The 20,945-nt window shown below is 59.5% G+C and carries 21 protein-coding genes; 9 read left to right on the top strand and 12 right to left on the bottom strand.

What is annotated here, in order from left to right:
• Positions 1 to 204: 204 nt before the first annotated feature.
• Positions 205 to 864, top strand: coding sequence for a methyltransferase family protein (locus AC1RKH_RS23745; protein WP_493063743.1), 660 nt, complete (start codon positions 205 to 207; stop codon positions 862 to 864).
• Between the two features lie 37 nt (positions 865 to 901).
• Here AC1RKH_RS23745 and AC1RKH_RS23740 read toward each other — a convergent pair whose 3' ends face one another.
• Positions 902 to 1,999 (bottom strand): DUF1615 domain-containing protein, encoded by a 1,098-nt coding sequence (locus tag AC1RKH_RS23740; RefSeq protein WP_493063744.1) that lies wholly within the window; start codon positions 1,997 to 1,999, stop codon positions 902 to 904.
• A 181-nt stretch (positions 2,000 to 2,180) separates the two neighbouring features.
• Between AC1RKH_RS23740 and AC1RKH_RS23735 the strand changes: the two genes are divergently transcribed.
• Positions 2,181 to 3,710, top strand: coding sequence for an FAD-dependent oxidoreductase (locus tag AC1RKH_RS23735; RefSeq protein ID WP_493063745.1), 1,530 nt, complete (start codon positions 2,181 to 2,183; stop codon positions 3,708 to 3,710).
• An 18-nt stretch (positions 3,711 to 3,728) separates the two neighbouring features.
• On the opposite strand, the gene hemB is transcribed toward AC1RKH_RS23735, so the two are convergent.
• Together hemB and AC1RKH_RS23725 are read right to left on the bottom strand one after the other, a co-directional pair.
• Positions 3,729 to 4,703 carry a porphobilinogen synthase gene (gene hemB, locus AC1RKH_RS23730; RefSeq protein WP_493063746.1) on the bottom strand — a complete coding sequence of 325 codons (975 nt, stop codon included), beginning with the start codon at positions 4,701 to 4,703 and terminating at the stop codon, positions 3,729 to 3,731.
• Between the two features lie 242 nt (positions 4,704 to 4,945).
• Entirely contained in the window at positions 4,946 to 5,644 is a 699-nt protein-coding gene (locus AC1RKH_RS23725; protein ID WP_493063747.1) for a glutathione binding-like protein, read from the bottom strand.
• A gap of 330 nt (positions 5,645 to 5,974) precedes the next feature.
• Between AC1RKH_RS23725 and AC1RKH_RS23720 the strand changes: the two genes are divergently transcribed.
• Both AC1RKH_RS23720 and AC1RKH_RS23715 read left to right on the top strand, forming a co-directional pair.
• The gene (locus AC1RKH_RS23720) at positions 5,975 to 6,649 is read left to right on the top strand and encodes a histidine phosphatase family protein (protein WP_493063748.1); all 675 of its coding nucleotides are present in this window, start codon (positions 5,975 to 5,977) and stop codon (positions 6,647 to 6,649) included.
• Positions 6,650 to 6,743: 94 nt separating this feature from the next.
• The gene (locus tag AC1RKH_RS23715) at positions 6,744 to 7,799 is read left to right on the top strand and encodes a permease (protein WP_493063749.1); all 1,056 of its coding nucleotides are present in this window, start codon (positions 6,744 to 6,746) and stop codon (positions 7,797 to 7,799) included.
• A 170-nt stretch (positions 7,800 to 7,969) separates the two neighbouring features.
• On the opposite strand, the gene mnmH is transcribed toward AC1RKH_RS23715, so the two are convergent.
• Positions 7,970 to 9,073 (bottom strand): tRNA 2-selenouridine(34) synthase MnmH, encoded by a 1,104-nt coding sequence (gene mnmH / locus AC1RKH_RS23710; protein WP_493063750.1) that lies wholly within the window; start codon positions 9,071 to 9,073, stop codon positions 7,970 to 7,972.
• Positions 9,073 to 10,107 (bottom strand): selenide, water dikinase SelD, encoded by a 1,035-nt coding sequence (selD, locus tag AC1RKH_RS23705; RefSeq protein ID WP_493063751.1) that lies wholly within the window; start codon positions 10,105 to 10,107, stop codon positions 9,073 to 9,075. Before selD ends, mnmH begins: the two co-directional genes overlap by 1 nt.
• Before the next feature lie 266 nt (positions 10,108 to 10,373).
• On the opposite strand from selD, the gene AC1RKH_RS23700 reads away from it, so the two are divergent.
• Together AC1RKH_RS23700 and AC1RKH_RS23695 are read left to right on the top strand one after the other, a co-directional pair.
• On the top strand, positions 10,374 to 11,330 hold the full coding sequence (locus AC1RKH_RS23700; RefSeq protein ID WP_493063752.1) for a nucleoside-specific channel-forming protein Tsx: 957 nt from the start codon (positions 10,374 to 10,376) through the stop codon (positions 11,328 to 11,330).
• Between the two features lie 42 nt (positions 11,331 to 11,372).
• Positions 11,373 to 12,407: a purine-nucleoside phosphorylase gene (locus AC1RKH_RS23695; protein WP_493063753.1), complete on the top strand. Its 1,035-nt coding sequence runs from the start codon at positions 11,373 to 11,375 to the stop codon at positions 12,405 to 12,407.
• 174 nt (positions 12,408 to 12,581) lie between these two features.
• Here AC1RKH_RS23695 and AC1RKH_RS23690 read toward each other — a convergent pair whose 3' ends face one another.
• From AC1RKH_RS23690 to AC1RKH_RS23675, 4 genes are all read right to left on the bottom strand, one after another.
• Positions 12,582 to 13,538, bottom strand: a complete 957-nt coding sequence (locus AC1RKH_RS23690; RefSeq protein WP_493063754.1) for a quinone oxidoreductase family protein — start codon at positions 13,536 to 13,538, stop codon at positions 12,582 to 12,584.
• A 30-nt stretch (positions 13,539 to 13,568) separates the two neighbouring features.
• Positions 13,569 to 13,742 (bottom strand): DUF1427 family protein, encoded by a 174-nt coding sequence (locus AC1RKH_RS23685; protein ID WP_071554717.1) that lies wholly within the window; start codon positions 13,740 to 13,742, stop codon positions 13,569 to 13,571.
• A 92-nt stretch (positions 13,743 to 13,834) separates the two neighbouring features.
• On the bottom strand, positions 13,835 to 14,623 hold the full coding sequence (locus AC1RKH_RS23680; protein WP_493063755.1) for an AraC family transcriptional regulator: 789 nt from the start codon (positions 14,621 to 14,623) through the stop codon (positions 13,835 to 13,837).
• Between the two features lie 117 nt (positions 14,624 to 14,740).
• Positions 14,741 to 14,908, bottom strand: a complete 168-nt coding sequence (locus tag AC1RKH_RS23675) for a metallothionein (RefSeq protein WP_019689605.1) — start codon at positions 14,906 to 14,908, stop codon at positions 14,741 to 14,743.
• Between the two features lie 168 nt (positions 14,909 to 15,076).
• Here AC1RKH_RS23675 and AC1RKH_RS23670 point away from each other — a divergent pair, with 168 nt between their 5' ends.
• Together AC1RKH_RS23670 and AC1RKH_RS23665 are read left to right on the top strand one after the other, a co-directional pair.
• The gene (locus AC1RKH_RS23670; RefSeq protein ID WP_493063756.1) at positions 15,077 to 15,916 is read left to right on the top strand and encodes a hypothetical protein; all 840 of its coding nucleotides are present in this window, start codon (positions 15,077 to 15,079) and stop codon (positions 15,914 to 15,916) included.
• Positions 15,917 to 16,024: 108 nt separating this feature from the next.
• Positions 16,025 to 16,603: a DcrB/PsbP domain-containing protein gene (locus tag AC1RKH_RS23665; RefSeq protein ID WP_123426388.1), complete on the top strand. Its 579-nt coding sequence runs from the start codon at positions 16,025 to 16,027 to the stop codon at positions 16,601 to 16,603.
• Between the two features lie 9 nt (positions 16,604 to 16,612).
• Here AC1RKH_RS23665 and AC1RKH_RS23660 read toward each other — a convergent pair whose 3' ends face one another.
• From AC1RKH_RS23660 to AC1RKH_RS23650, 3 genes are all read right to left on the bottom strand, one after another.
• A complete protein-coding gene (locus tag AC1RKH_RS23660; RefSeq protein WP_493063757.1) occupies positions 16,613 to 17,323 on the bottom strand; it encodes an alpha/beta hydrolase in 711 nt (236 codons plus the stop codon).
• Positions 17,324 to 17,888: 565 nt separating this feature from the next.
• Positions 17,889 to 19,001, bottom strand: a complete 1,113-nt coding sequence (locus AC1RKH_RS23655; RefSeq protein ID WP_493063758.1) for a succinylglutamate desuccinylase/aspartoacylase family protein — start codon at positions 18,999 to 19,001, stop codon at positions 17,889 to 17,891.
• A gap of 173 nt (positions 19,002 to 19,174) precedes the next feature.
• Positions 19,175 to 19,954 (bottom strand): ABC transporter substrate-binding protein, encoded by a 780-nt coding sequence (locus tag AC1RKH_RS23650; RefSeq protein WP_493063759.1) that lies wholly within the window; start codon positions 19,952 to 19,954, stop codon positions 19,175 to 19,177.
• Positions 19,955 to 20,230: 276 nt separating this feature from the next.
• On the opposite strand from AC1RKH_RS23650, the gene AC1RKH_RS23645 reads away from it, so the two are divergent.
• Positions 20,231 to 20,884 carry a type 1 glutamine amidotransferase gene (locus AC1RKH_RS23645; protein WP_493063760.1) on the top strand — a complete coding sequence of 218 codons (654 nt, stop codon included), beginning with the start codon at positions 20,231 to 20,233 and terminating at the stop codon, positions 20,882 to 20,884.
• Positions 20,885 to 20,945 lie beyond the last annotated feature (61 nt).

Here is a 20,945-nt window from a genome sequence, read left to right as displayed (position 1 = left end):
GTCGAAAACTGCGTAACTCTTTGTTTACCAAGGAGTTTTCCGTTTCGACTGCGCCGGAAGTGGGGCGAATTATAGACAGATTTAATTCGCCGTCAACACCTAATTCGGTCTTTCTATACTAAAAGGTGAAAATGGTAGATCAAGCATCGCAATCAGCCTGATCCCACTACGCTTAATGGAGTCTGCCCAACGAACCCCACCACCATGAAGATATCCCTGAAGCTGGCCGTGTTCAGCATTGCAGCAACCTTGTTCTATCTTGGACTCGCAATTCTGGGACTGGGCGGCTTTGCTGCGTTTTTCTCTCATCCCGCCCTGTTGGTCATTGTCCTTGCGACGCTGGTGATGACGGGACTGGCGCTGCTGACAGAAGGCAATTTGAGTTCCGGGGTACGTGAAGACCGGGCCAACCGCTGGGTGCTGCCGGTATTTGGTGTGATTGGTCTGTTGTCCGCGTTTGTACCGGCCTATACCGACCGAATGGACTTCTGGACCTTCGGTGGCGAAGGCATGCGCTGGGTTGGCGCGCTTCTATTCATTGCCGGTGGTGCGTTACGGATGTGGCCAGTGTTCGTACTCGGCAAGCGCTTCAGTGGGCTGGTCGCCATTCAGCCTGGGCATACGCTGGTGACTGACGGTATCTACCGAACGCTGCGTAACCCGAGTTATCTCGGGATGCTGGTTAACGCGCTGGGCTGGGCGCTGGCCTTTCGTTCCAGTGTCGGGGTCGTGCTCACCGCCCTGCTGCTCCCCGCCCTGATTGCCCGTATAAATGCAGAGGAAGCCTTGCTCCGCAGTCAGTTTGGTGCTGAGTACGAGGCTTACTGTTCGAGGACCTGGCGGCTCATCCCCGGGCTCTACTGAGATCAGAGCTCGGTATTCGTACAGCCAACGCTTACCTCTACCCCGCCGACGCACGCGTCATACAACGCTGATAGCGCTCGTCGACTCGCTTGGCGAACCAGGCCGTGGTGAGCTTTCGGGTGATTTTCGGGCTTTGCAACTGGATACCTGGCAGGACCGCCCTGGGCAGTGGTTTGCCTTCAGCCTTTTCCGCCAGCTCGAACACCCGCTTATATAGCTTGCTGTCTTCAAATTCGAGACTGTTACCCAGCTCCAGTTGATCCCTGATGGTTGTATTGCGCATGTCCAGTTGTTTACCCAGCGCGCGCACTGCCTGTTCCGTCGAACCCGGCATGATCGAATCGTAGCGAATCAGGTCGCCATCCAGTGCCAAAGTGCTACCCGAGACGCGGTTGAGCGCACTCTGAAACGCAGCATTGCGGCTGGCGTACCAGCCGGCGTTGAAATCCGCGAAGCGGTACAACGGCTGGCGGTAACTCACCGGGTAGCCGAGTAAATGCGCAATCCCGAAATACATGCCGCCGCGTCGGCTGAACACCTCGTGGCGAATCGAGCCGTCTACAGGATAGGGATAGTTACGGGCCTGCTTCTCGGCAAATGCAACGCTGACCTGCATCGGCCCGCCGGTGTGCACCGGATTGAAGCCACCGAACAGGGTGTTGCCCATCGGGACCCTACCGATGAAATCGTCGAAAATCGCGCTGAGTTCTTTCTCGCTGCGAGCCGCATTCAAGCGATCGCTGTAACTTTTGCCAGCGGTTGAACTGACCTGCAACGCACCGCGCACCAACAGATTGGGGATGTGAGCCCTGGCAGCACGTCGATCGATTTCATCCCTGGCGATTTTACCCAACCCCGGAACCGTCGGGTCAGCCTGAAAGGTCGACTCCTGTTCGGTCACCGCCAGCACCGAACACAGGTTCTGCGTAGTGGCCGGGATCGCTTGCGCCGAAAACGCTACATAAATGTCGGTGGCCCAGCCTTCACGGTCTGTGGTGCTGGCCGGCAGCAAATGGACGATCTGCGCTTTCACCTGTGCGGGCGTCAGTTGTGTCGCTTGCCGAATGACCTGATTCGCGCAGCCGGCCAGTACCAGCAACGTGGCGACACTCATGATCAATCGATGGGATTGCATGTTTTTTCAATCATCCTTTTGAGTTCCCCAAGATTACGCAGCGCTGATCCGTGCTGCAAATGCTCACCCTGAGTCCAGTGTTCGTGCTTATAACCTTTGCGGATCAGTGGGCAGCACCTCGCCAATCGGATCTAAACTGGAAACACCCTGTTCAGCGGGACTCTCGACCGAGGGCAATGACATGAACCGCAGCGATGTACTGATCATCGGCGCCGGCCCCACGGGACTGGTCCTGGCGCTTTGGCTCAGCAAGCTGGGAATCCGTGTGCGTATCCTCGACAAGACCAGCGCACCCGGCACCACTTCGCGCGCCCTGGCGGTTCAGGCACGCACGCTGGAGTTGTACCGCCAGCTCGACCTCAGCCAGGCCGTGGTGCAGAACGGTCATAAGGTGCCGGCGGTGAATCTGTGGGTCAAAGGCGAACCGGTTGCGCGGTTACCGTTCGAAGACATCGGCAAAGACCTCACCCCTTACTCGTTCCTGGAAATGTACCCGCAGGACCAGCATGAACGGTTGTTGATCGAACGCCTGGAACAGTTCGGCGTGGTGGTCGAACGCGACACCGAACTGACCGGCTTCAGCGAACATGGCGGCACCATCACCGCGCAGTTACTCATGCCCGACGGGCAGGAGCATACCTGTCAGACCTGCTACCTGGCGGGTTGTGACGGCGCTCGCTCGACCGTGCGCAAGACACTCGATATCGGTTTTCCTGGCGGCACCTACCAGCAGGTGTTTTACGTTGCCGATGTCGAAGCCTCCGGCCCGGCGCTCAATGGCGAGTTGCACGCAGACCTCGATGAAGCAGACTTTCTGGCCGTCTTTCCATTAGCCGGCGAAGGTCGGGCGCGCCTGATAGGAGTCGTGCGCGACGAACGCGCGGAACAGGCCGAAACCCTCAAGTTTGAAGACGTCAGCAGCCGGGCCATCGAACACCTGAAGGTTCAGGTACACAAGGTCAACTGGTTCTCGACCTACCGGGTCCATCACCGGGTAGCGGACACCTTCCGCTTCGGGCGCGCGTTTTTGCTGGGCGATGCCGCACACGTGCATAGCCCCGCAGGCGGCCAGGGCATGAACACCGGCATTGGTGATGCGATCAATCTGGCCTGGAAACTCGCCGCGGTACTCAACGGCGCAGCCAACGACAAACTGCTCGACAGTTATGAAGTCGAACGCATGGCCTTTGCCCGGCGACTGGTAGCAACCACCGACCGAGTGTTCAATTTCGTCTCTGCTGAAGGCCCAATAGCCGATCTGATACGCACCCGCGTTGCACCGTTTCTGTTGCCGAAAATGGTCTCATTTGAATTGGCGCGCGAGTATCTGTTTCGTACAGTGTCGCAAATCACCCTGAACTATCGCGGGATGCCCCTGAGCGAGGGTCACGCGGGCCATGTTTTCGGCGGTGATCGCCTGCCTTGGGCGCATGACAGTGAGACCGATAATTTCGACAGCCTGGCCAGCCTGGACTGGCAGGTTCATGTATACGGCGACACCAGCGAAGAAATGCTCGCGTGGTGCGCCGAACATCATCTGGCCCTGCATATTTTCGACTGGCATCCAACCCACGAAGCCGCCGGGCTGGCGCGCAACGGCTTCTATCTATTAAGGCCCGACAGTTACGTGGCCGTCGCCGACCTGACCGCCGACCCGAAAGTCATCGAGCGTTACTTCCGGGACCATGGGATCAAACCGTTCCTCTGGTAACAACGGCACGCCAACGACTTAAATACCGCTCAACGCCAGGTCCATCGCAAAGTAGGTGAAGATCAGGTCCGCACCCGCACGCTTGATCGCACCTAAACTCTCGCGTACCACGCGGTCTTCATCGATGGCACCAGCGGCGGCGCCGAACTTGATCATCGCGTACTCACCGCTCACCTGATAAGCCGCCAACGGCAAACGCGACGCTTCGCGGATATCTCGGATGATGTCCAGGTACGCACCGGCCGGTTTGACCATCAGCGCATCGGCGCCCTCCTGCTCGTCGAGCAACGATTCGCGCACCGCTTCGCGGCGGTTCATCGGGTTCATCTGGTAACTTTTGCGATCACCTTTGAGCGCGCTGCCGCCGGCTTCGCGGAACGGACCGTAGAGCGCCGAGGCAAATTTGGTCGAATAGGCCATGATTGAGGTCTGGCTGAAACCGGCTTCATCAAGCGCCCGGCGAATAGCCTGGACCTGCCCGTCCATTGCCGCTGAAGGCGCAATCACGTCGGCCCCGGCACGTGCAGCGGCGACGGCTTGCCTGCCGAGGTTGACCAGGGTTTTGTCGTTGTCCACCTCACCCGCGTGTATCACCCCGCAGTGGCCATGATCGGTGTACTCGCAAAAACAGGTGTCGGACATCACGATCATCTCCGGCACCGCGTCCTTGCAGATCCGCGCCATGCGCGACACCAGACCGTTTTCATTCCAGGTGTCGCTGCCACTGCCGTCCAGGTGATGAGAAACCCCGAAGGTCATTACCGACTTGATGCCCGCCCGCGCATAGCGCTCGATTTCGCCTGCCAGTTTCGACTCTGGAATCCGCCGCACGCCGGGCATGCTGGTAATCGGCACAAAATCGTCGATTTCTTCTTCGACAAAGATCGGCAGCACCAGATCATTGAGGGTGAACTCGGTTTCCTGGAACAGGTTGCGCAACTGCGGATTGCGGCGCAAACGGCGTGGACGGGCTTCGGGGAACTGGCTGGACATGGGATTTCCTGGCAGGAGGCCAACGGCCTGGACAAGGCAAAAGTCGTAAAGGAAGGGAGCTTATGCCCCTCTCCCCCAACGATACAAACGTAACTTCAGGAAGAGTTTATTTCCGATTCGGTAACAGTCTGGCGCTTGCCAGCCAAAAGCCCCACAGACACTTCCTGGCATGGCGACAACCCCGACGGATACGGGACAGGACGCCACTCCAAAGCGCCGCTCTGGAGTGGTGCTGTTTGCCGTTACTTGGGAATTTCCAGCCCGCGAATCACTGCCGGCCGTGCCAGGAAGCGTTCCAGCACACGTAATACATTCGGGAAGTTCTTGATCCCGACCAGGTCCCCCGCCTCATAGAAGCCGATCAGGTTGCGCACCCAAGGGAAAGTCGCGATATCGGCAATGGTGTAACGCTCGCCCATGATCCAGTCGCGGTTTTCCAGGCGACCGTCGAGGACTTTCAGCAAACGCTTGCTCTCGTCGACGTAGCGATCACGCGGGCGCTTGTCCTCATAGTCCTTGCCGGCAAATTTATTGAAGAAGCCCAACTGGCCAAACATCGGGCCGATGCCGCCCATCTGGAACATCAGCCACTGAATCGTCTCGTAACGCGCGGCTGATTCCTGCGCCAACAGTTGCCCGCTTTTGTCGGCGAGGTAGATCAGAATCGCCCCTGACTCGAACAACGCCAGTGGCCGATCATCCGGTCCGTGGGGGTCCAGGATCGCCGGAATCTTGTTGTTGGGGTTCAGCGACAAAAACGCTGGAGACAGCTGATCATTGGTGTCGAAACCCACCCGGTGCGGCTCGTAAGGCAAACCGGTCTCTTCGAGCATGATCGAGACTTTGACACCGTTGGGCGTCGGCAAGGAATAGAGCTGTATCCACTCGGGAAACTGCGCAGGCCATTTTTCAGTGATCGGGAATGCAGACAGATCGGTCATGGTGAACATCCAGTGACAATTGAATGGCGATGATGGGTCTTGGTCGCGGCAGATGCCCGGCCTTCGAGGCGGCTAGATTATAAGCACGGCGCTGATCGGGACAGGTTAAATCAGAAACATTCTGTCGATAACCTTCCCGGCAGCCAGCCCGGCCCCGCAGATAAGGTAATGCGCGCCGTTTCGAATCGAACCAAAGGGTGCCAACGGACTCTCAAGGCGGCCCTTGTGTTAGACAAATCGGCCCCACGACATGAAAAGCACTTGAAGCCGAGAGCGCTCAATGTGATGTTTTGTCAGCCTTAATCAAATGAGCTGAAGAATAATAACTCAATGAAAAAGCACCTGAACTTCGTTAAAAACCTGAAGCCGCGCACCATTGTATTCTGTGCGGCCTTACTCATGGCTTGCGTCCTGTTCCTGTCGCTGGAAGTCAGCAAGCGTTTCGCTCGACCGGCTGACGGCACCCAAACCCTGGTGTTTTTACGTCACGCAGAAAAACCAGCCGGTGGTCTAGGCCAGTTGAACTGCCAAGGCCTGAACCGTGCGATCAACCTGGCACAGCTACTGCCTGAGAAGTTCGGCAAGGCCAATTACGTGTTTGCCGCCAATCCGACACGCAATGTAGAGGAAGGCGAGTTCGACAACTCCTACAGCTACCTCCGACCACTGCTGACCATCAGTCCCACCGCGATCAAACTCGGGCTGCCGGTGAACATCGAGTTTTCGGCCAACGACATCAGCGAACTGGCCAGCGAGCTGCTTCACGACAAGTACCACAACTCGATTATCTACACGGCCTGGTCCCACGGCTATCTGCCGGATCTGATTAACAAGGTGGCTGAAGAGGTCACCGGTGAAACACGCCCCCTCATTGATGACTGGCCATCCAGCGATTTCGACTCGCTGTACGTACTGACTCTGACCTGGCACAACGGCAAGGTCACCTTGCTCAGCCGCAGCTACAAACAGGAACTGAACAACGGCCCGCAGACATGTCCGACATAACGGGTCGACTTGTGCCCATCGTTTCCGGGTCTCTGGACTAGACTGCACTGGAGTATGATGCCCCACTGTCCCCTATGTCCGGAGCCTCTTCTGTATGTCCAACTCCTTAGCGGCCCCCAACCGGGGCCTGGTGCTCTGGTGGAAACCCGCGCTGTTCCTGCTGGTCGCCTGTATCGGCCTCTACTACGTCAAGTGGTCGCCCTACTACCTCAAGGCTTTCGTGGCCGCCGACAGCCACAGTATCGGCGCCTCGATCCTCAACGATGAACAAACCGCGCCGCTCGCAGCTGCACTGACGTACGCCAAGGTGTACTTCCTGGCGATCTGGAAAGCAGCCGTACTGGCGGTGATTCTGGGTTCGCTGTTGCAGGTGTTGATTCCGCGAGACTGGCTGCTGCGCCTGTTCGGTCGTGCCGGTTTTACTTCGACCTTGCGCGGCGGGTTGTTCGCCCTGCCGGGCATGATGTGCACCTGCTGCGCCGCGCCCGTGGTGTCAGGCATGCGCCGTCAGAACGTCTCGGTGGGTGCGGCATTGGCGTTCTGGATTGCCAACCCGGTACTCAACCCGGCAACGCTGGTGTTCATGGGTTTCGTACTCGGCTGGGGCTTTACCGCACTGCGGCTAGTGGCGGGGATTGTGCTGGTGCTGGGTGTTTCGTTGGTCGCTCAACGCATCTCACGCCCCGAGTACATGCCGGAGGCGGCGCTGGAAGCGGTGGCCGAAGCTACCCGCACAACCGACGCACAACCCTTCCTGAGCCGTTGGGCGCGGACCTTGTGGCAACTGTTCTGGACCACTATTCCAATCTACGTGCTGGCAGTACTGGTTCTGGGCGCCGCTCGGGTCTGGCTGTTCCCTCACGTTGACGGCGCGATGGCTGACAGCTTGCTATGGCTGATACCGCTGGCCATCGTCGGCACGCTGTTCATGATCCCCACCGCCGCGGAAATCCCCATCGTACAAACCATGATGTCCCTGGGTTTGGGGACCGCACCGGCCGTGGCGCTACTCATGACCTTGCCAAGCATCAGCCTGCCGTCACTGCTGATGCTGCGCAAAGATTTTGACACCCGGGTGCTGGTGACCGTGGCCGGGCTGACCATGTTGATTGGCGTGATTTGCGGGCTGGTCGGGGCTGTACTCCTGTAGGAATATCGACCCGTAGCAGCTGCCGCAGGCTGCGTTCGGGCGCGAAGCGAACGTAATCCGGCTGGCGGGTTCCATCATGAGAACGCGGTTGCAAGATTTACGACTGCTACGCAGCCGAACGCAGCCTGCGGCAGCTGCTACGGGGAATGTGGCAAGCCTGCCCCCTGAAATCAGCCGCGCCGGTTACCGCGCTCGCGCAAATACTCGAGCACCGCAGCCTGCTCACCGACGAACTCGATTCGGGCGCCTTTCTTCTCGCGCTGGAAGGCGTACATCGGGTCGTAATACTCGCTCAACAAGCCTTCGATCCAGCCACGGTGCATGTCCACTGCACCGCTACGCGCCTGCTCGGCCAGCGCGGCCTCCATCAAATCGAACATGCGCTGATGGCGCTCACCGCCCAGACGTTTGCTGATATTGTCCAGACTTCCCAACAAACGCTCGGAGAACTGTGCGAACCCCTCGTCGCCATGTACAGCAATGAATTCCGCGCAGAGATTCACCACGTAATCACGCAAAATCCGCTCGACCCGACCTTGCAGACTGTCTTCGAGCCAGACCATCGGAAACTGCTGCATGCCCTGATACAGCGGCAGCGGCAAGGCACAGCTGCCCACCATGCGGCTTTCATCTTCGAGCACGAACTGTTCGATGCCACGGGCACGCTTTTTCAGCACGTCCACCGCCAGGCGGTTCTCGAAGTCGATGTTGGTAGGTTGCCCGGTCGCACGTTTACCAAAGCTGGAACCGCGATGATTGGCGTGACCTTCAAGGTCCAGACCATTGCTCAAACGGGTGAGGACGTCGGTTTTACCAGTGCCGGTCATGCCGCCGAGCAAGACGAAGTCGCACTGCTCGACTGCCTGATCGACCGTTTCCAGCAGGAAAGTCCGCATCGCCTTGTAGCCGCCACCGACCCGAGGGTAGTCGATGCCCGCCTCGTCCTTGAGCCATTGCTGAACGATCTGCGAACGCAAACCGCCGCGAAAGCAATACAGGTAACCGTCGGGATTGGCCCGGGAAAAATCAGCCCAGGCCTGGATGCGCGCAGCCTTGATTTCGCCCGAGACCAACTGATGCCCGAGCGCAATGGCGGCCTGCTGGCCTTGCTGTTTATAGCAAGTACCAATGCGCTCCCGCTCGTTGTCGTTCATCAGCGGCAGGTTGATCACCCCAGGGAACGAACCCTTGCTGAACTCGACTGGCGCACGGGTATCCATCATCGGCCGATCATTGAGGAAGATGTCGCGGTAATCAGTGATATCGACGGGCATCAAATCACCTCTACCGCGTTGCTCTGTCGCTCAACCAATTCACCGATTGGCGCAAGGTTCAGCCCCAGCTCGACGGCAAGCGCCAGGAACTGCTCGTTACCCTCGGGCGTCACGGCGACCAGCAAACCGCCGCTGGTCTGCGGATCGCACAGCACGCGCTTGTGCAGCTCCTGCACACGTCCGACCTTGTCGGCATAGCTGTCGAAGTTACGCAGAGTACCGCCAGGCACGCAGCCTTGATCGAGGTAGTACTCGACGCCCGGCAGACGTGGCACCCGGTCGTAATAAATACGTGCGGTCACAGCACTGCCATCGGCCATCTCCACCAGATGCCCCAGCAACCCGAAACCGGTGACATCGGTCATCGCGGTCACACCATCGAGTTTGCCGAAGCGGCTACCGGGCTTGTTCAGGGTGCACATCCAGTCACGGGCCAGTCCCACGTCGCTGGCGCGCAGCTTGCCCTTCTTCTCGGCGGTAGTGAGGATGCCGATGCCCAGCGGTTTGGTGAGGTACAGCAAGCAACCGGCGGTGGCGGTGTCGTTGCGCTTCATGTGGCGCTTTTGCACGAGCCCGGTGACCGCCAGACCGAAGATCGGCTCCGGCGCATCGATCGAATGCCCGCCGGCCAACGGAATACCCGCCTCATCGCAGACCGAACGGCCGCCACGAATCACTTCCCGGGCAATCTCCGGCGCCAGCACGTTGACCGGCCAGCCAAGGATCGCAATCGCCATCAACGGATCGCCGCCCATGGCGTAGATATCGCTGATGGCATTGGTGGCAGCGATGCGGCCGAAATCGAACGGATCATCGACAATCGGCATAAAGAAGTCAGTGGTCGATACCACACCTCGCTCGTCGTCGATGGCGTACACCGCCGCGTCGTCGCGCGATGCATTGCCCACCCAGAGTTTTGGATCGAGATTCTGCGCACCGCTACCGGCCAGAATCACCTCCAGCACCTGAGGCGAAATTTTGCAGCCACAACCTGCGCCGTGGCTGTACTGGGTCAGGCGGATCGGCTCACTCATGGGGCACCTCTGGAATTCAGTTTGAACGATTCTATCAGAGCACGGTGCAAGCGCTGACAGAGCCTGCCCCACTTTCGAACAGACGCGCTCGCTGACGGGGCAAATTGCTAACCAAAACGTCAGCTAATTCACAAAATCTCCCTTTATTTCAATCGCCTGTTCCAAGTTGGTCCGCAACATGCAAACGTTTGCGCCAGTAACGTGAACGCTTCATCGATGCATGAGCGCTCACGTTCGGCCAACTACTGCACGAACAGGGATTTTCAATGCACGCTACTTCCAGACGCACCGCGTCCTGCCCCACTGTTGCTGTTTCCTTGCTACTAAGCGCCGTTACGGGACTACTCAGCCCGTTTGCCCTGGCGCAGGAAAAAACCATTGATGAATCCGCCCAGGGCGAGACCCTGAGCGCTGAAGCCAGCCCACCGAAAAAGGGCGCGTACCTGTCGGACTGGTTCAACCAGGACCTGACGCTGATCGGCAGCAAGGACATCAGCTTCGGCCCGCAACCGGCCGACGACGTTTACCTGGAGTATGAGTATTTCGGGCGCAAGGGGCCGTTCGAACTGTATGGCTACATTGACGCGCCGAAGATCCTCGGCATCGGCAACAGCCATGACAAAGGCGCCTGGGATCACGGTTCGCCGTTGTTCATGGAGCACGAGCCACGTATTTCCATCGACTACCTGGCCGGTCGCAGCCTGGCGGTCGGGCCGTTCAAGGAATGGTATGTCGCGTTCGACTGGATCTACGACCACGGCAGCAGCACCGCCAATCGCGCCAACACGCTTTACAGTGGCCTGGGCACCGACATCGACACCCATTCGCGGGTCAACCTGTCGGCCAACTTCTACGGGCGCTACCAGTGGGAAAACTACGGCGCCAGCAACGAATACTCGTGGGATGGTTATCGCGCCCAGTTGAAGTACATCGTGCCCATCGACCGCTTCAGCAATGGCGCATCACTGACCTACATCGGTTTCACCAACTTCGACTTTGGTTCGGACCTGCATAAAGACAATCCGGCGCGCACGGCCAACGCCACCGTGGCCACCAACGTATTGCTCTATTCATTCACACACCTGCGCTTCACTCTGGTCGGGCGATATTTCCATAATGGCGGTAACTGGGAGGATGGCAGCGAGTTGAACTTCGGTGACGGCAACTTCCGCGCTCGCTCCAATGGCTGGGGTTACTACGCGGGTGTCGGGTATCAGTTCTGAGTGGCAAGCGGGTTCGTTATCAACATCTACCAAGGAGGTTCCATGCACACAGTTACACGTCTTTCTCTGTCAGCCGGTCTGGCCTGCAGTGCCCTGCTCTCTTCCAGCGGTTGGGCGGCCGAGGCGCCGATCACGCCGAAAGTCATGCTGATCAGCATGTTCGCCCCGGAAGCGCAAAACTGGATTGATCGCCTGGAACTCAAGCAGGAAATCCGCGTGCCGGGGCTTTCTGCCGAGTACCCAAGCATTCGCTGCAATACGCATCAGGTGTGCCTGATGGTCACCGGCATGGGCCAGACCAACGCCGCGGCCTCCACGCTGGCATTGGCCCTGTCGCCGAAATTCGACCTGCGCAAAAGCTATTTTCTGATCGCCGGAATTGCCGGTATCAACCCGCACCACGGCACCATTGGCACTGCCGCCTGGGCGCATTATCTGGTGGAGTTCGGCACGCAATGGGAACTGGACTCGCGGGACGCTCCCAAAGAGTGGCCAACCGGTTACATCGGCATCAACACCAAAGGTCCGAACGAAAAGCCACCGCTGGACTACAAGACCGAAGTCTTCGAACTCAATCCGAAACTGCAAGCCAAGGCCTTCGCCCTGAGCGCGAACGTTGCACTTAGCGAAAGCAAAGAGTCCGCCGCGTGGCGGGTGAAATACCCCTACGCCCCGGCCAATCAGCCGCCGGCGGTCACGCAATGCGACACGCTGGCAGGCAATACCTGGTTTTCCGGAACACGCCTGAGCGAACGCGCCGAAGTCTGGACCCGTTTGCTGACAGACAACAAAGGCGTTTACTGCACGACTCAGCAGGAAGACAACTCGACGTATGAAGCGCTGTTGCGCGCCAGCCGTGAAGGTCTGGTGGATATGCAGCGCCTGGCGGTAGTGCGCGTCGGTTCCGACTTCGACCGTCCGTATCCGGGTTACAGCGAAGTCGACAACCTGCTCAAGTACGCCGATCAGGGCGGGTTCGTGCCGGCCCTGGAAAACCTCTTCCGTACCGGCAACCCGCTGGTGCAGGAGATTCTGAAGAACTGGTCGGCGTGGGAGAACGGTGTGCCTGAGGCGTAATCTGTGGCGAGGGAGCTTGCTCCCGCTCGGCTGCGAAGCAGTCGTAATGCAGACGACGCGTTCCTGCATTGGGAACGCGACTATCGTTATTGGGCCGGCTGCGCCGTCCAGCGGGAGCAAGCTCCCTCGCCACAGTCATCACCCGTCGATGGACCACGTCGAAACGGACAGTTATCAAGGCAACAAAATCACCTTGTCGCCACGGCCCTGATTCACCTCGGCATAACGCTCGAGCCCTTCGGCCAGTGGCGACTCCACCAGCCCTTCCGGCAATGGCAACACTCCGTCATCGAAGAACCGCCCAAACTGCTCAAGCATCGCAGCGCAGGCCTCGACGCCGTACAGCAGCGAGTTGATTCCGACCACCGAACCACCCCGGCGATACAACGCCAGCGCCGGCAACTGCACATGCCCGTCGACCGGGGCCGCAATAATTGCGATGCGGCCGAAGGAGGCCAACGCCGCGACCGCCGCCGGCAGCCAGAAACCGGTGGTATCGAAAATCACGTCGGCACCGCCCGTGAAAATCGCATTGACCTGAGCGCCCAGCGCTTCCGGGGTTTCCAGTTGGATTGTGTTAAAGCCCTGCGCCTGCAAGGCCTTGACCTGCTCCGGACGTCGCGCCGCCGCCAATACCTGGGCGCCGCGAATTTTCGCCAGCGCCAGCGCCGCGCTACCTACCGCACCACCACCGATCACCAGTAAACGGGTTTGCGCGGTCACCAGGCTGCGCTCCAGCGCATCCCACGCCGTGGTGTACGGCACGCCAAGGCTGGCAGCCTGGGCAAAGCTCAAATGCGTCGGTTTGAGGGCGACGCCCTTAGCCGGCAGCTTCACGTATTGCGCATGAGAGCCATCGGCGAAAAAACCCAACTCGCGCCCCGTGCCCCAGACTGCCTGACCGATCAGCGCTTGCGGACCTTCAATCACCACACCGGCAAAGTCACGTCCGGGAATCCGTGGCAGCGTGGTGTAGGGGAAACGTCCGAGCACGTTCTTCACATCGCTGGGGTTCAGGCCAGCAGCCTTGATCTGCACCAACACCTCGTTGGCGCCCGGAGCCGGGGTCGGAACCTCAACGTAACGCAGGGCCGCCAGATCACCGGCTTTATCGAATTGCAGTGCTTTCATGGGAATGTCCATCTGATAAATGAAGGGATTTCAGGAGATCCAGCCAGCGACCAGTTGCCGCCCCATCGGCCACAGCTGCTCGCCGGCCAACATGCCCAGCAACCCCACCAGCGCAATGGCCGGTGGTGCGGGCGAGCGAAAATCCAGCGCGCCGTAGAGCAGGCCGACGCCAAGACCAATCGCCAGTGAAATGAGGTAGTTCATGCTGAACTCCGTGCAATGGGGATGCATAGAGTCTAGAGAGTCGCCGCTAAAGCGATCGGCCAAGTACTTCAGGATTTCGGCCAAATGCCCTGCTACGGCGCTGAATTGAAATCGCCTTCGCGGGCAAACTGCGAGGGCGCAACGCCCAGCTCGCGGCGAAACATGTCGCTGAAACTGCTCGGCGAATAGCCCAGTTCGCGGGCGATTACGCTGACTGGCACGCCCTGGATCAGCTCGGCGACCGCAATCGCCAATTGCACCTGACGCCGCCACTCGGCAAAGCCCATGCCCAAACCATCCTTGAACAACCGCGCCAGGGTGCGCACGCTGGCGCCGGAATTTTCGGCGTGCTGCTCGAAGGGGATATCCAGCGACGGTGCAGCCATGACCGCCTGACAGAGATTGACCAAACGCCGTTCGCTGTTACCCGGCATGGGAATTTTCAGCAACGAACGTTTCGCCCGTTTCAGCTCCAGCAACGCCAGTCCTACCAGCGCCTCGTAGTACTCCGCCGGCCCACTGTCGCCCTGTTCCACCAACCCGAGAATCAACTCGCGCAGCAAACCGCCCACCTCGATCACCTGAACGCTGCTGTCCAGAGTCGCGGCCAACGCCGGACGCAGGTAGATATTGCGCATCTGCAAGTCCGACACCACGCGAATCCCGTGCACTACGCCCGGCGGCAACCAGACCGCCCGTTGCGGCGGCACCACCAGAACTTCGGCAGGCGTCTCGACCCACATCACCCCGCTCATCGCATACAGCAACTGCCCCCAGACGTGTTCGTGCGGCTCGATATACAAGCCACGCGGATAGGTACGCGCCAACGGCTGCACCGGCACATCGGTGTCGCTGAGATCAGGCGGAGCGGCAAGGGCCATGGGCGTGAATCGCGATAGAGGGCGAAGACCTCATGGTAACGATGCACTGTGATTGCCGCCAGTTGACGCGCCGCCTGAACGTGGAGCGCAACAGGCTCCACGTTCAGGCAGGGGTTTTCAGCCGTGAGCCCCTTTGGCGCATTGGCAACCCGCCGAGGTGCAGGCTTCGCCGTGTTCGTGATGTTTGGCGCAGCCCTCACAGCAATAGTGTTTACCGTGACGGACGATAGAGTGCTCACCCAGTTTGCAGTTGCAGTTGGGGCAGGCGCAGGTCGTTGCTTTCATCAATCTGACTCCATACGTGTGGTCGTCCAGACGCGGCACCAATGCCGCACCTGAGCAGTGACCGCACCCGACGACGTGATACGCGGCCCTCGCTCACCCTTTAGGGTAGTCGATGGCGCGACGAAGCCGGGTATGCTGTGGCGACTGCCATTGACCAAGGATTTGTCTGTGCTGCTTCTAAAACTGTCGCTGATCCCAGGTTTTCTCTTGTTGATTTCTCTCGCAGGTAAACGCTGGGGACCCAGCGTTGCCGGCTGGCTGTCAGGATTACCAGTGGTGGTTGGGCCGATTCTGTTTTTTCTCGCGGTTGAGCAAGGTCCGGCCTTCGCGGCGCAAGCGGCGACAGCCGCCCTGTCAGCGATGTTTGCAATGATCGCCTTCTGCGTGGTTTACGCCCAGGCGGCGCAAAAGCTCAACTGGCCCGCGGCGTTGTTGATCGCCCTGCTGAGCTGGGCCACTGCGGCCGTGGTGTTGTCGCTGATTCCGGCGTCGCTGGTGTTTTCGACTATCGCTGCGGCCGCTGCGTTGCTCGCTGCACCTTATCTGTTTCCTCACGTTCTGCCTTTGGCTTCAGGTCCTGCGCCGAAGTCCGACAAACTCCTGTTGCGCATGCTCGCCGGAGCGCTTCTGACGCTGGCGGTAACCTTGCTCGCCAGTACGGTCGGCGAACGCTGGAGCGGCTTGCTTGCGGTGTTCCCGGTGCTCGGCAGCGTCATGGCGGTGTTCTCCCAGCAAACCCGAGGGCCCGCATTCACCGCCGCGTTATTGCGGGCCACAGCCACCGGCATGTACTCGTTCGCCGCGTTCTGCCTGACGTTGGCGCTGGCGCTGCCGCATTGGGGTTGGGGCGCATTTGTCCTCGGCGTGGCGGTGTCCCTCGGCATGTTGTTGATTACCAAACGGCTGGCCGCGCCATCGCGTGGTAACACCCGGCAAATACCCGAAGTGGCGATCGAACGAGTACCGACCAAGCTCGCTGGCGATGCTGATACTTCACTCAAGCCTTGATCGTGACCTCACGTCGCCTCTCGCGCCCAGACTCAAGATCGCGCTGGAGTCTCCAAGGTTGACCATGGGATGATCGCGCCCACAGCGCGATAACCCCGGAGAGTTTGCATGTCGTTCAGTAAAAAAGCCGTTGTCCTGTTCCTGACAGCGGTCACCAGCTTCGCTGCCGTCAGCGTTTACGCCGCCAAGCAACCGACCGCGAAAACCGCACCCGCGCAAAAAATCTCGGCGCTGGGCGGGAAATTCGCTTTCACCCTGCCCCAGGGCTTTATCGCCAACCCACTGTCTGGTGGCGATGCCGCCAAGGGCACCGCTGGCGCAACGGGCACCATGTACACCAATCAGGCGAGCAAAACCGTACTGATCATTGCTGAAAACACGCTACCCAATGGCCTGAACGTCAAAGACAACGACACTGCGTTTCTGGACGAATCAGTGTCCGGTTTCGCCACTCAGCAACGCGAAGCCTTGCCTGACTTCAACAAGCAAAGCGAGAAAAGCCTGACCGTCAAAGGCCTTGGCCTGCGCCAGATCGACAGCACCGCCACCCAGGGCGGCGGTCTGACGCTCGACACCAGCCTGCTGGCCGGCTCCGGCACGCACATGATGCTGATCCAGATCATCTCCCGCGCCGACGACAAGACTGGGCATGCGGCACTGGTCAAACAGATCCTTGGCGATAAATAAGCGCCCCGGCTACTGATTGATCCGCAGCAGCCAAGCGTTCAAATCCTGCATTTCGGCCGCACTGATGGTGTGGCCGACGCCCGGATAAGCATGAAACTCCGGCATGAGCGCAATGCTCTGCAACAGACTGTTGGCCTCGCTGCCATCGCTGTAGGGCAGTTTCATGTCGGCCGTCCCGTGACCGATGAAAATCGCCAGTGGCTCAAGCGCCTTGTCGGCCTTGAGCTGCGATCTCAATACCGGCAGAACCTTGCCACTCAATGCGGCAATCCCGCGCACCGTCTCGGGATGACGTAACGCGACTTCATACGACATGATCGCGCCCTGACTGAAGCCCACCAGAAACACCTTATCGGCCTCGGTGTGATACTTCTTCGCCGCCTGCGCCACGAAATCGACAATCAGCGCGTTGCTGCTGTTCAGGTCATCGGTATCACCGTCATAAGCGCCTTCGCCCTTCTTGCGAAACCACTGATAACTGTCCGCCTCCACCGCCTGCGGCGCCCGCACCGAGAGGTATGTGTACGGCGCCGGCAACTCGTCCTTGATGTCGAACAGGTCCTCTTCGTTACTGCCGGAACCGTGGAGAAAAATCACCAACGGCTGATTACGCGAATCAGGATTGGACTGCTCAAGATACGGCAACGGCAAATCATCGTTGAGCGCCGCATGGGCAACGGAAGACACCAGCAACATCAACACAGCAAAAAAACGAAACATGGACCTTCCCAGAAATACGGCGAATTCGCCCCAGAGCCTAACACCTCAAGACGCCCTTTCGAAAACCAGCCCCCACCACTCAGGCCGGCTGTCAGACCGCCAAGATCAAAAGATCAAAAGATCAAAAGATCGCAGCCTGCGGCAGCTCCTTCACCACTCAACAGGCCGAGCGTTAGCTCGCCTGCCGCTGTTGATCTTGATCCTCCCGCACCTTCGGGAGGCCGAGTGGAGGTGTTCATCAGGGGGTGGGCGCGCAGCGCCGTACGGCGCAGCCGGACACATCGAGAGGAGGTCGTCGCGAAGCAGACCGTAGGCGATGCCCCCTGATGGACACCGGAGCGAGGGAACGCCGAGCCTAGGCGAGGTGCCGTACGCTTGGGGCGAGCGTTTTTTTGCTTACTTTTTTTAGGCGCTTGTAAAAAAAGTGAGGCGCCGTAAGGGCGAAACCGCCAGCCGCCGTTACCGCAGGAATGGATATGTACACCTGCAAGAGATTGGTCGGCTGTCCGGCCGCCATCGCGAGCAGGCTCACTCCCACAGGAGATGGATCGGCCAGACCAAAAGCTCAATCGTTGACCAACTTCCCAACCCGAATCGCCTCCCGCCCCGCCACTTTCGCCTGCCAGGTACCCGGCTGCGTATAACGCCCACGATCCAGCGCAAACAACACCCCACTGGTCCCGGCACACACCACCGTGACCCGATCACTCAACGGATCGACCACCTCGAACAACGCATCCCCCTTCTCGACCCACTCACCCGCCTCACGCAGAAAACTCACCACCCCGTGATGCGGCGCAAACAGATACTCCGTCCCCTCGAACGGCATCCCCTCACAGCACTCGCTTGGCGCCTTCGACCACTCACCGGCAATCAAACCCTGCTCTGCCAGGAACCCAAGAATCGCCTCGCAATTGGCTTGAGCCTGATCGACCCGCGTGTCCCCCATGCTCCCCAGTTCCAGCGTCGTCGCCAGGTTGGCCGGTGGAATCGCCGCCTCTGGAAACGCCTTGGCCAGCCGCAACCACGGCGACGAACAGGACTCATCGAACGAACTGCCACCGGAGTCTTCGCACAACAACGCAACGCCAGCCTTCAATCGCGCCGCCAAAGACTGCCACCGCGGCCAGTGTTGCGGCAGCGCATAAAGATGGATCGCAGCCTCGAAATCGCAATGCAAATCCAGGGTGATGTCAGCTTCACAGGCATGACGCAACAGCAACCGGTGCAAGGCTTCCAACTGCGAAGCCGGCGCTGGCAACCGATCGAGAACCTGGCCCATGGTCTTACGGATCAACGCGATGTTGGTCTCGGCGTCGCTCCCCAACTGCGAGCCGATCAACTCACCCACCGGCCCGCTGAGTTCGTAGAAAGCCCGGTTGAAGTTCTTCCCGCTGCCCAGCTCGAAACGGCCCATGTGGGCGCTTTGCAGATGCTGGTCCAGGCCAATCGGATTGGCCACCGGCACCAGCTCGATAACGCCCTTGAGCTGGCCCTGGGCTTCGAGTTCGGTGAGACGCTTTTTCAGCTCCCAGGCCGTGCGCATGCCCGGCAGCTCATCGGCGTGCAGGCTGGCCTGTATGTAGACCTTGCGCGAACCCGCACCAAAACGAAACACACTGAGGCTGCGCTCGGTGCCGAGGTGGCTCCAGGGCAATTGATGGTCGATACGTTGCATGGCAGGCTCCTGTGTTGAACCTCGTAGGAGCTGCCGCAGGCTGCGATCTTTTCAATTCAAAAGATCGCAGCCTGCGGCAGCTCCTACAGAAAATGTGTCAGGCAGGGTAAATCAAAGGTGCATAAAAAAGGTGGCCACCGCATCAACGGTAGCCACCTGTTTGAACGGTGAAATTACTTGCCGTAAACGTCGAACTTGAAGTACTTGTCCTGCACTTGCTTGTACTTGCCGTTGGCGCGAATTTCGTTGATGGCGGTGTTGAATTTGTCCGCCAGCTCTTTATCGCCTTTGCGCACCGCAATACCGGCACCACCGCCGAAGTACTTGGCGTCTTCATATTCCGGGCCGACGAACGCGAAGCCTTTGCCGGCGTCGGTTTTCAGGAAGCCGTCGTCGAGGTTGACCGAGTCAGCCAGCATCGCATCGAGGCGGCCCGAGGTCATGTCCAGGTTGGCTTCCTGCTGGGAGCCGTAGCGCACCAGGTTGATCCCGGCCGGCACCAGCACTTCAGTGGCGAAGCGGTCGTGGGTACTGGCGCGCAGCACTCCGACTTTCTTGCCTTTGAGTTCGGTCAGCGGGTCTTTGATGTTGGTGCCTTCCTTCATCACGAAGCGTGCCGGGGTGTGGTAGTACTTGATAGTGAAGTCGACGTTCTTCTTGCGGTCGTCGGTGATGGTCATGGACGACAGGATCGCGTCGAGTTTCTTGACCTTCAGCGCCGGGATCAGGCCATCGAACTCTTGCTCGACCCAGGTGCATTTGACTTTCATCTGCTCACACAGCGCGTCGCCGATGTCCACGTCAAAACCGCTGAGTTTGCCTGCCGGCGTCTTGAACGAGAACGGTGGGTAGCCGGCTTCGATCCCCAGACGGATCGGCTTGGCATCTTCGGCCACGGCCGAAAGAGACAACACGGACAGTGCCAGAGCACCGAACATCACTAGCTTCTTCATTTATAACTCCTGTGTGCGGAGACTCTTATTGGCAGCATTCGATTGGTAGCTTGTGGCTGGTAAAAATCGAAGTGGCCGGCAGTCTAGAGCTGCTCTCGGGACGCGAATTGTGTTTATGCGACAAATAGTTATAAAAAAGTAATCAAGGTATTTCACCCGGTAATTACCTGCGTCAGCGCGGTGCAGCGACCTTCAGAAACGCCTGGTTTTCCGTCAAGATGCCGCACGATCCGACGGAAAAGACCGACCGTCCCCCCTCCACCAGAGAGCAGCGCCATGCCCGAGCATTCGACTTCGTTGAACCTGATCCAGCACCACCCCGCCGAAGGCCCGGGTGCGATTGACGATTGGGCCGAGTCCCGGGGGCTGACGCTTAAGGTGTTTCGCGCTGACCTTGGTCAGCTTCCACCCGCAGGCGCTGCGCCAGTGATCATTCTGGGCGGGCCCTATGAAGCCAACGCAGGTCCGGAGTGGCTGGCCGAGGAACGCCGGTGGCTGGCCGCAAGCATAGCGCTGGGTGCACCGGTGTTCGCGATTTGCCTGGGCGCACAGTTGCTGGCGTTGAGCCTGGGTGGGAACGTTAGGCGAATGGCCCGGACCGAAACCGGCTGGACCCAGGTTACGTTCGCCAACGGACACGCACTAAACGTACTGGAATGGCATGAGGATGCGATTGATCTGCCGCCAGACGCACGGTTACTGGCCAGCAGCGCCCAGTGTGAGCAACAGATGTACGCAGTGGGCTCGACCCACGTGGGATTGCAGTTTCATCCGGAATGGAACGCCGAGTCGGTAGCGCTACTCAACGCCCACTTTGGCGAAGAGTCGCCCCTGCCCCGGGATCAGGACGACAGCGCCGCTTACCGCCAGGTGTTCGACTGGTTGCAGGCGACGCTCGATGAGTGGCACGCAGCCGCTTCCAGGGTTTAGCACTCCCCTGTGGCGAGGGAGCTTGCTCCCGCTCGATCGCGAAGCAGTCGCAAAAACTGCC

This window comes from Pseudomonas sp. GW822-FHT06B12, from assembly GCF_058799675.1.
Note: the sequence above shows the minus strand (reverse complement) of the source record. Positions and strands in the feature narration are given on the sequence as shown.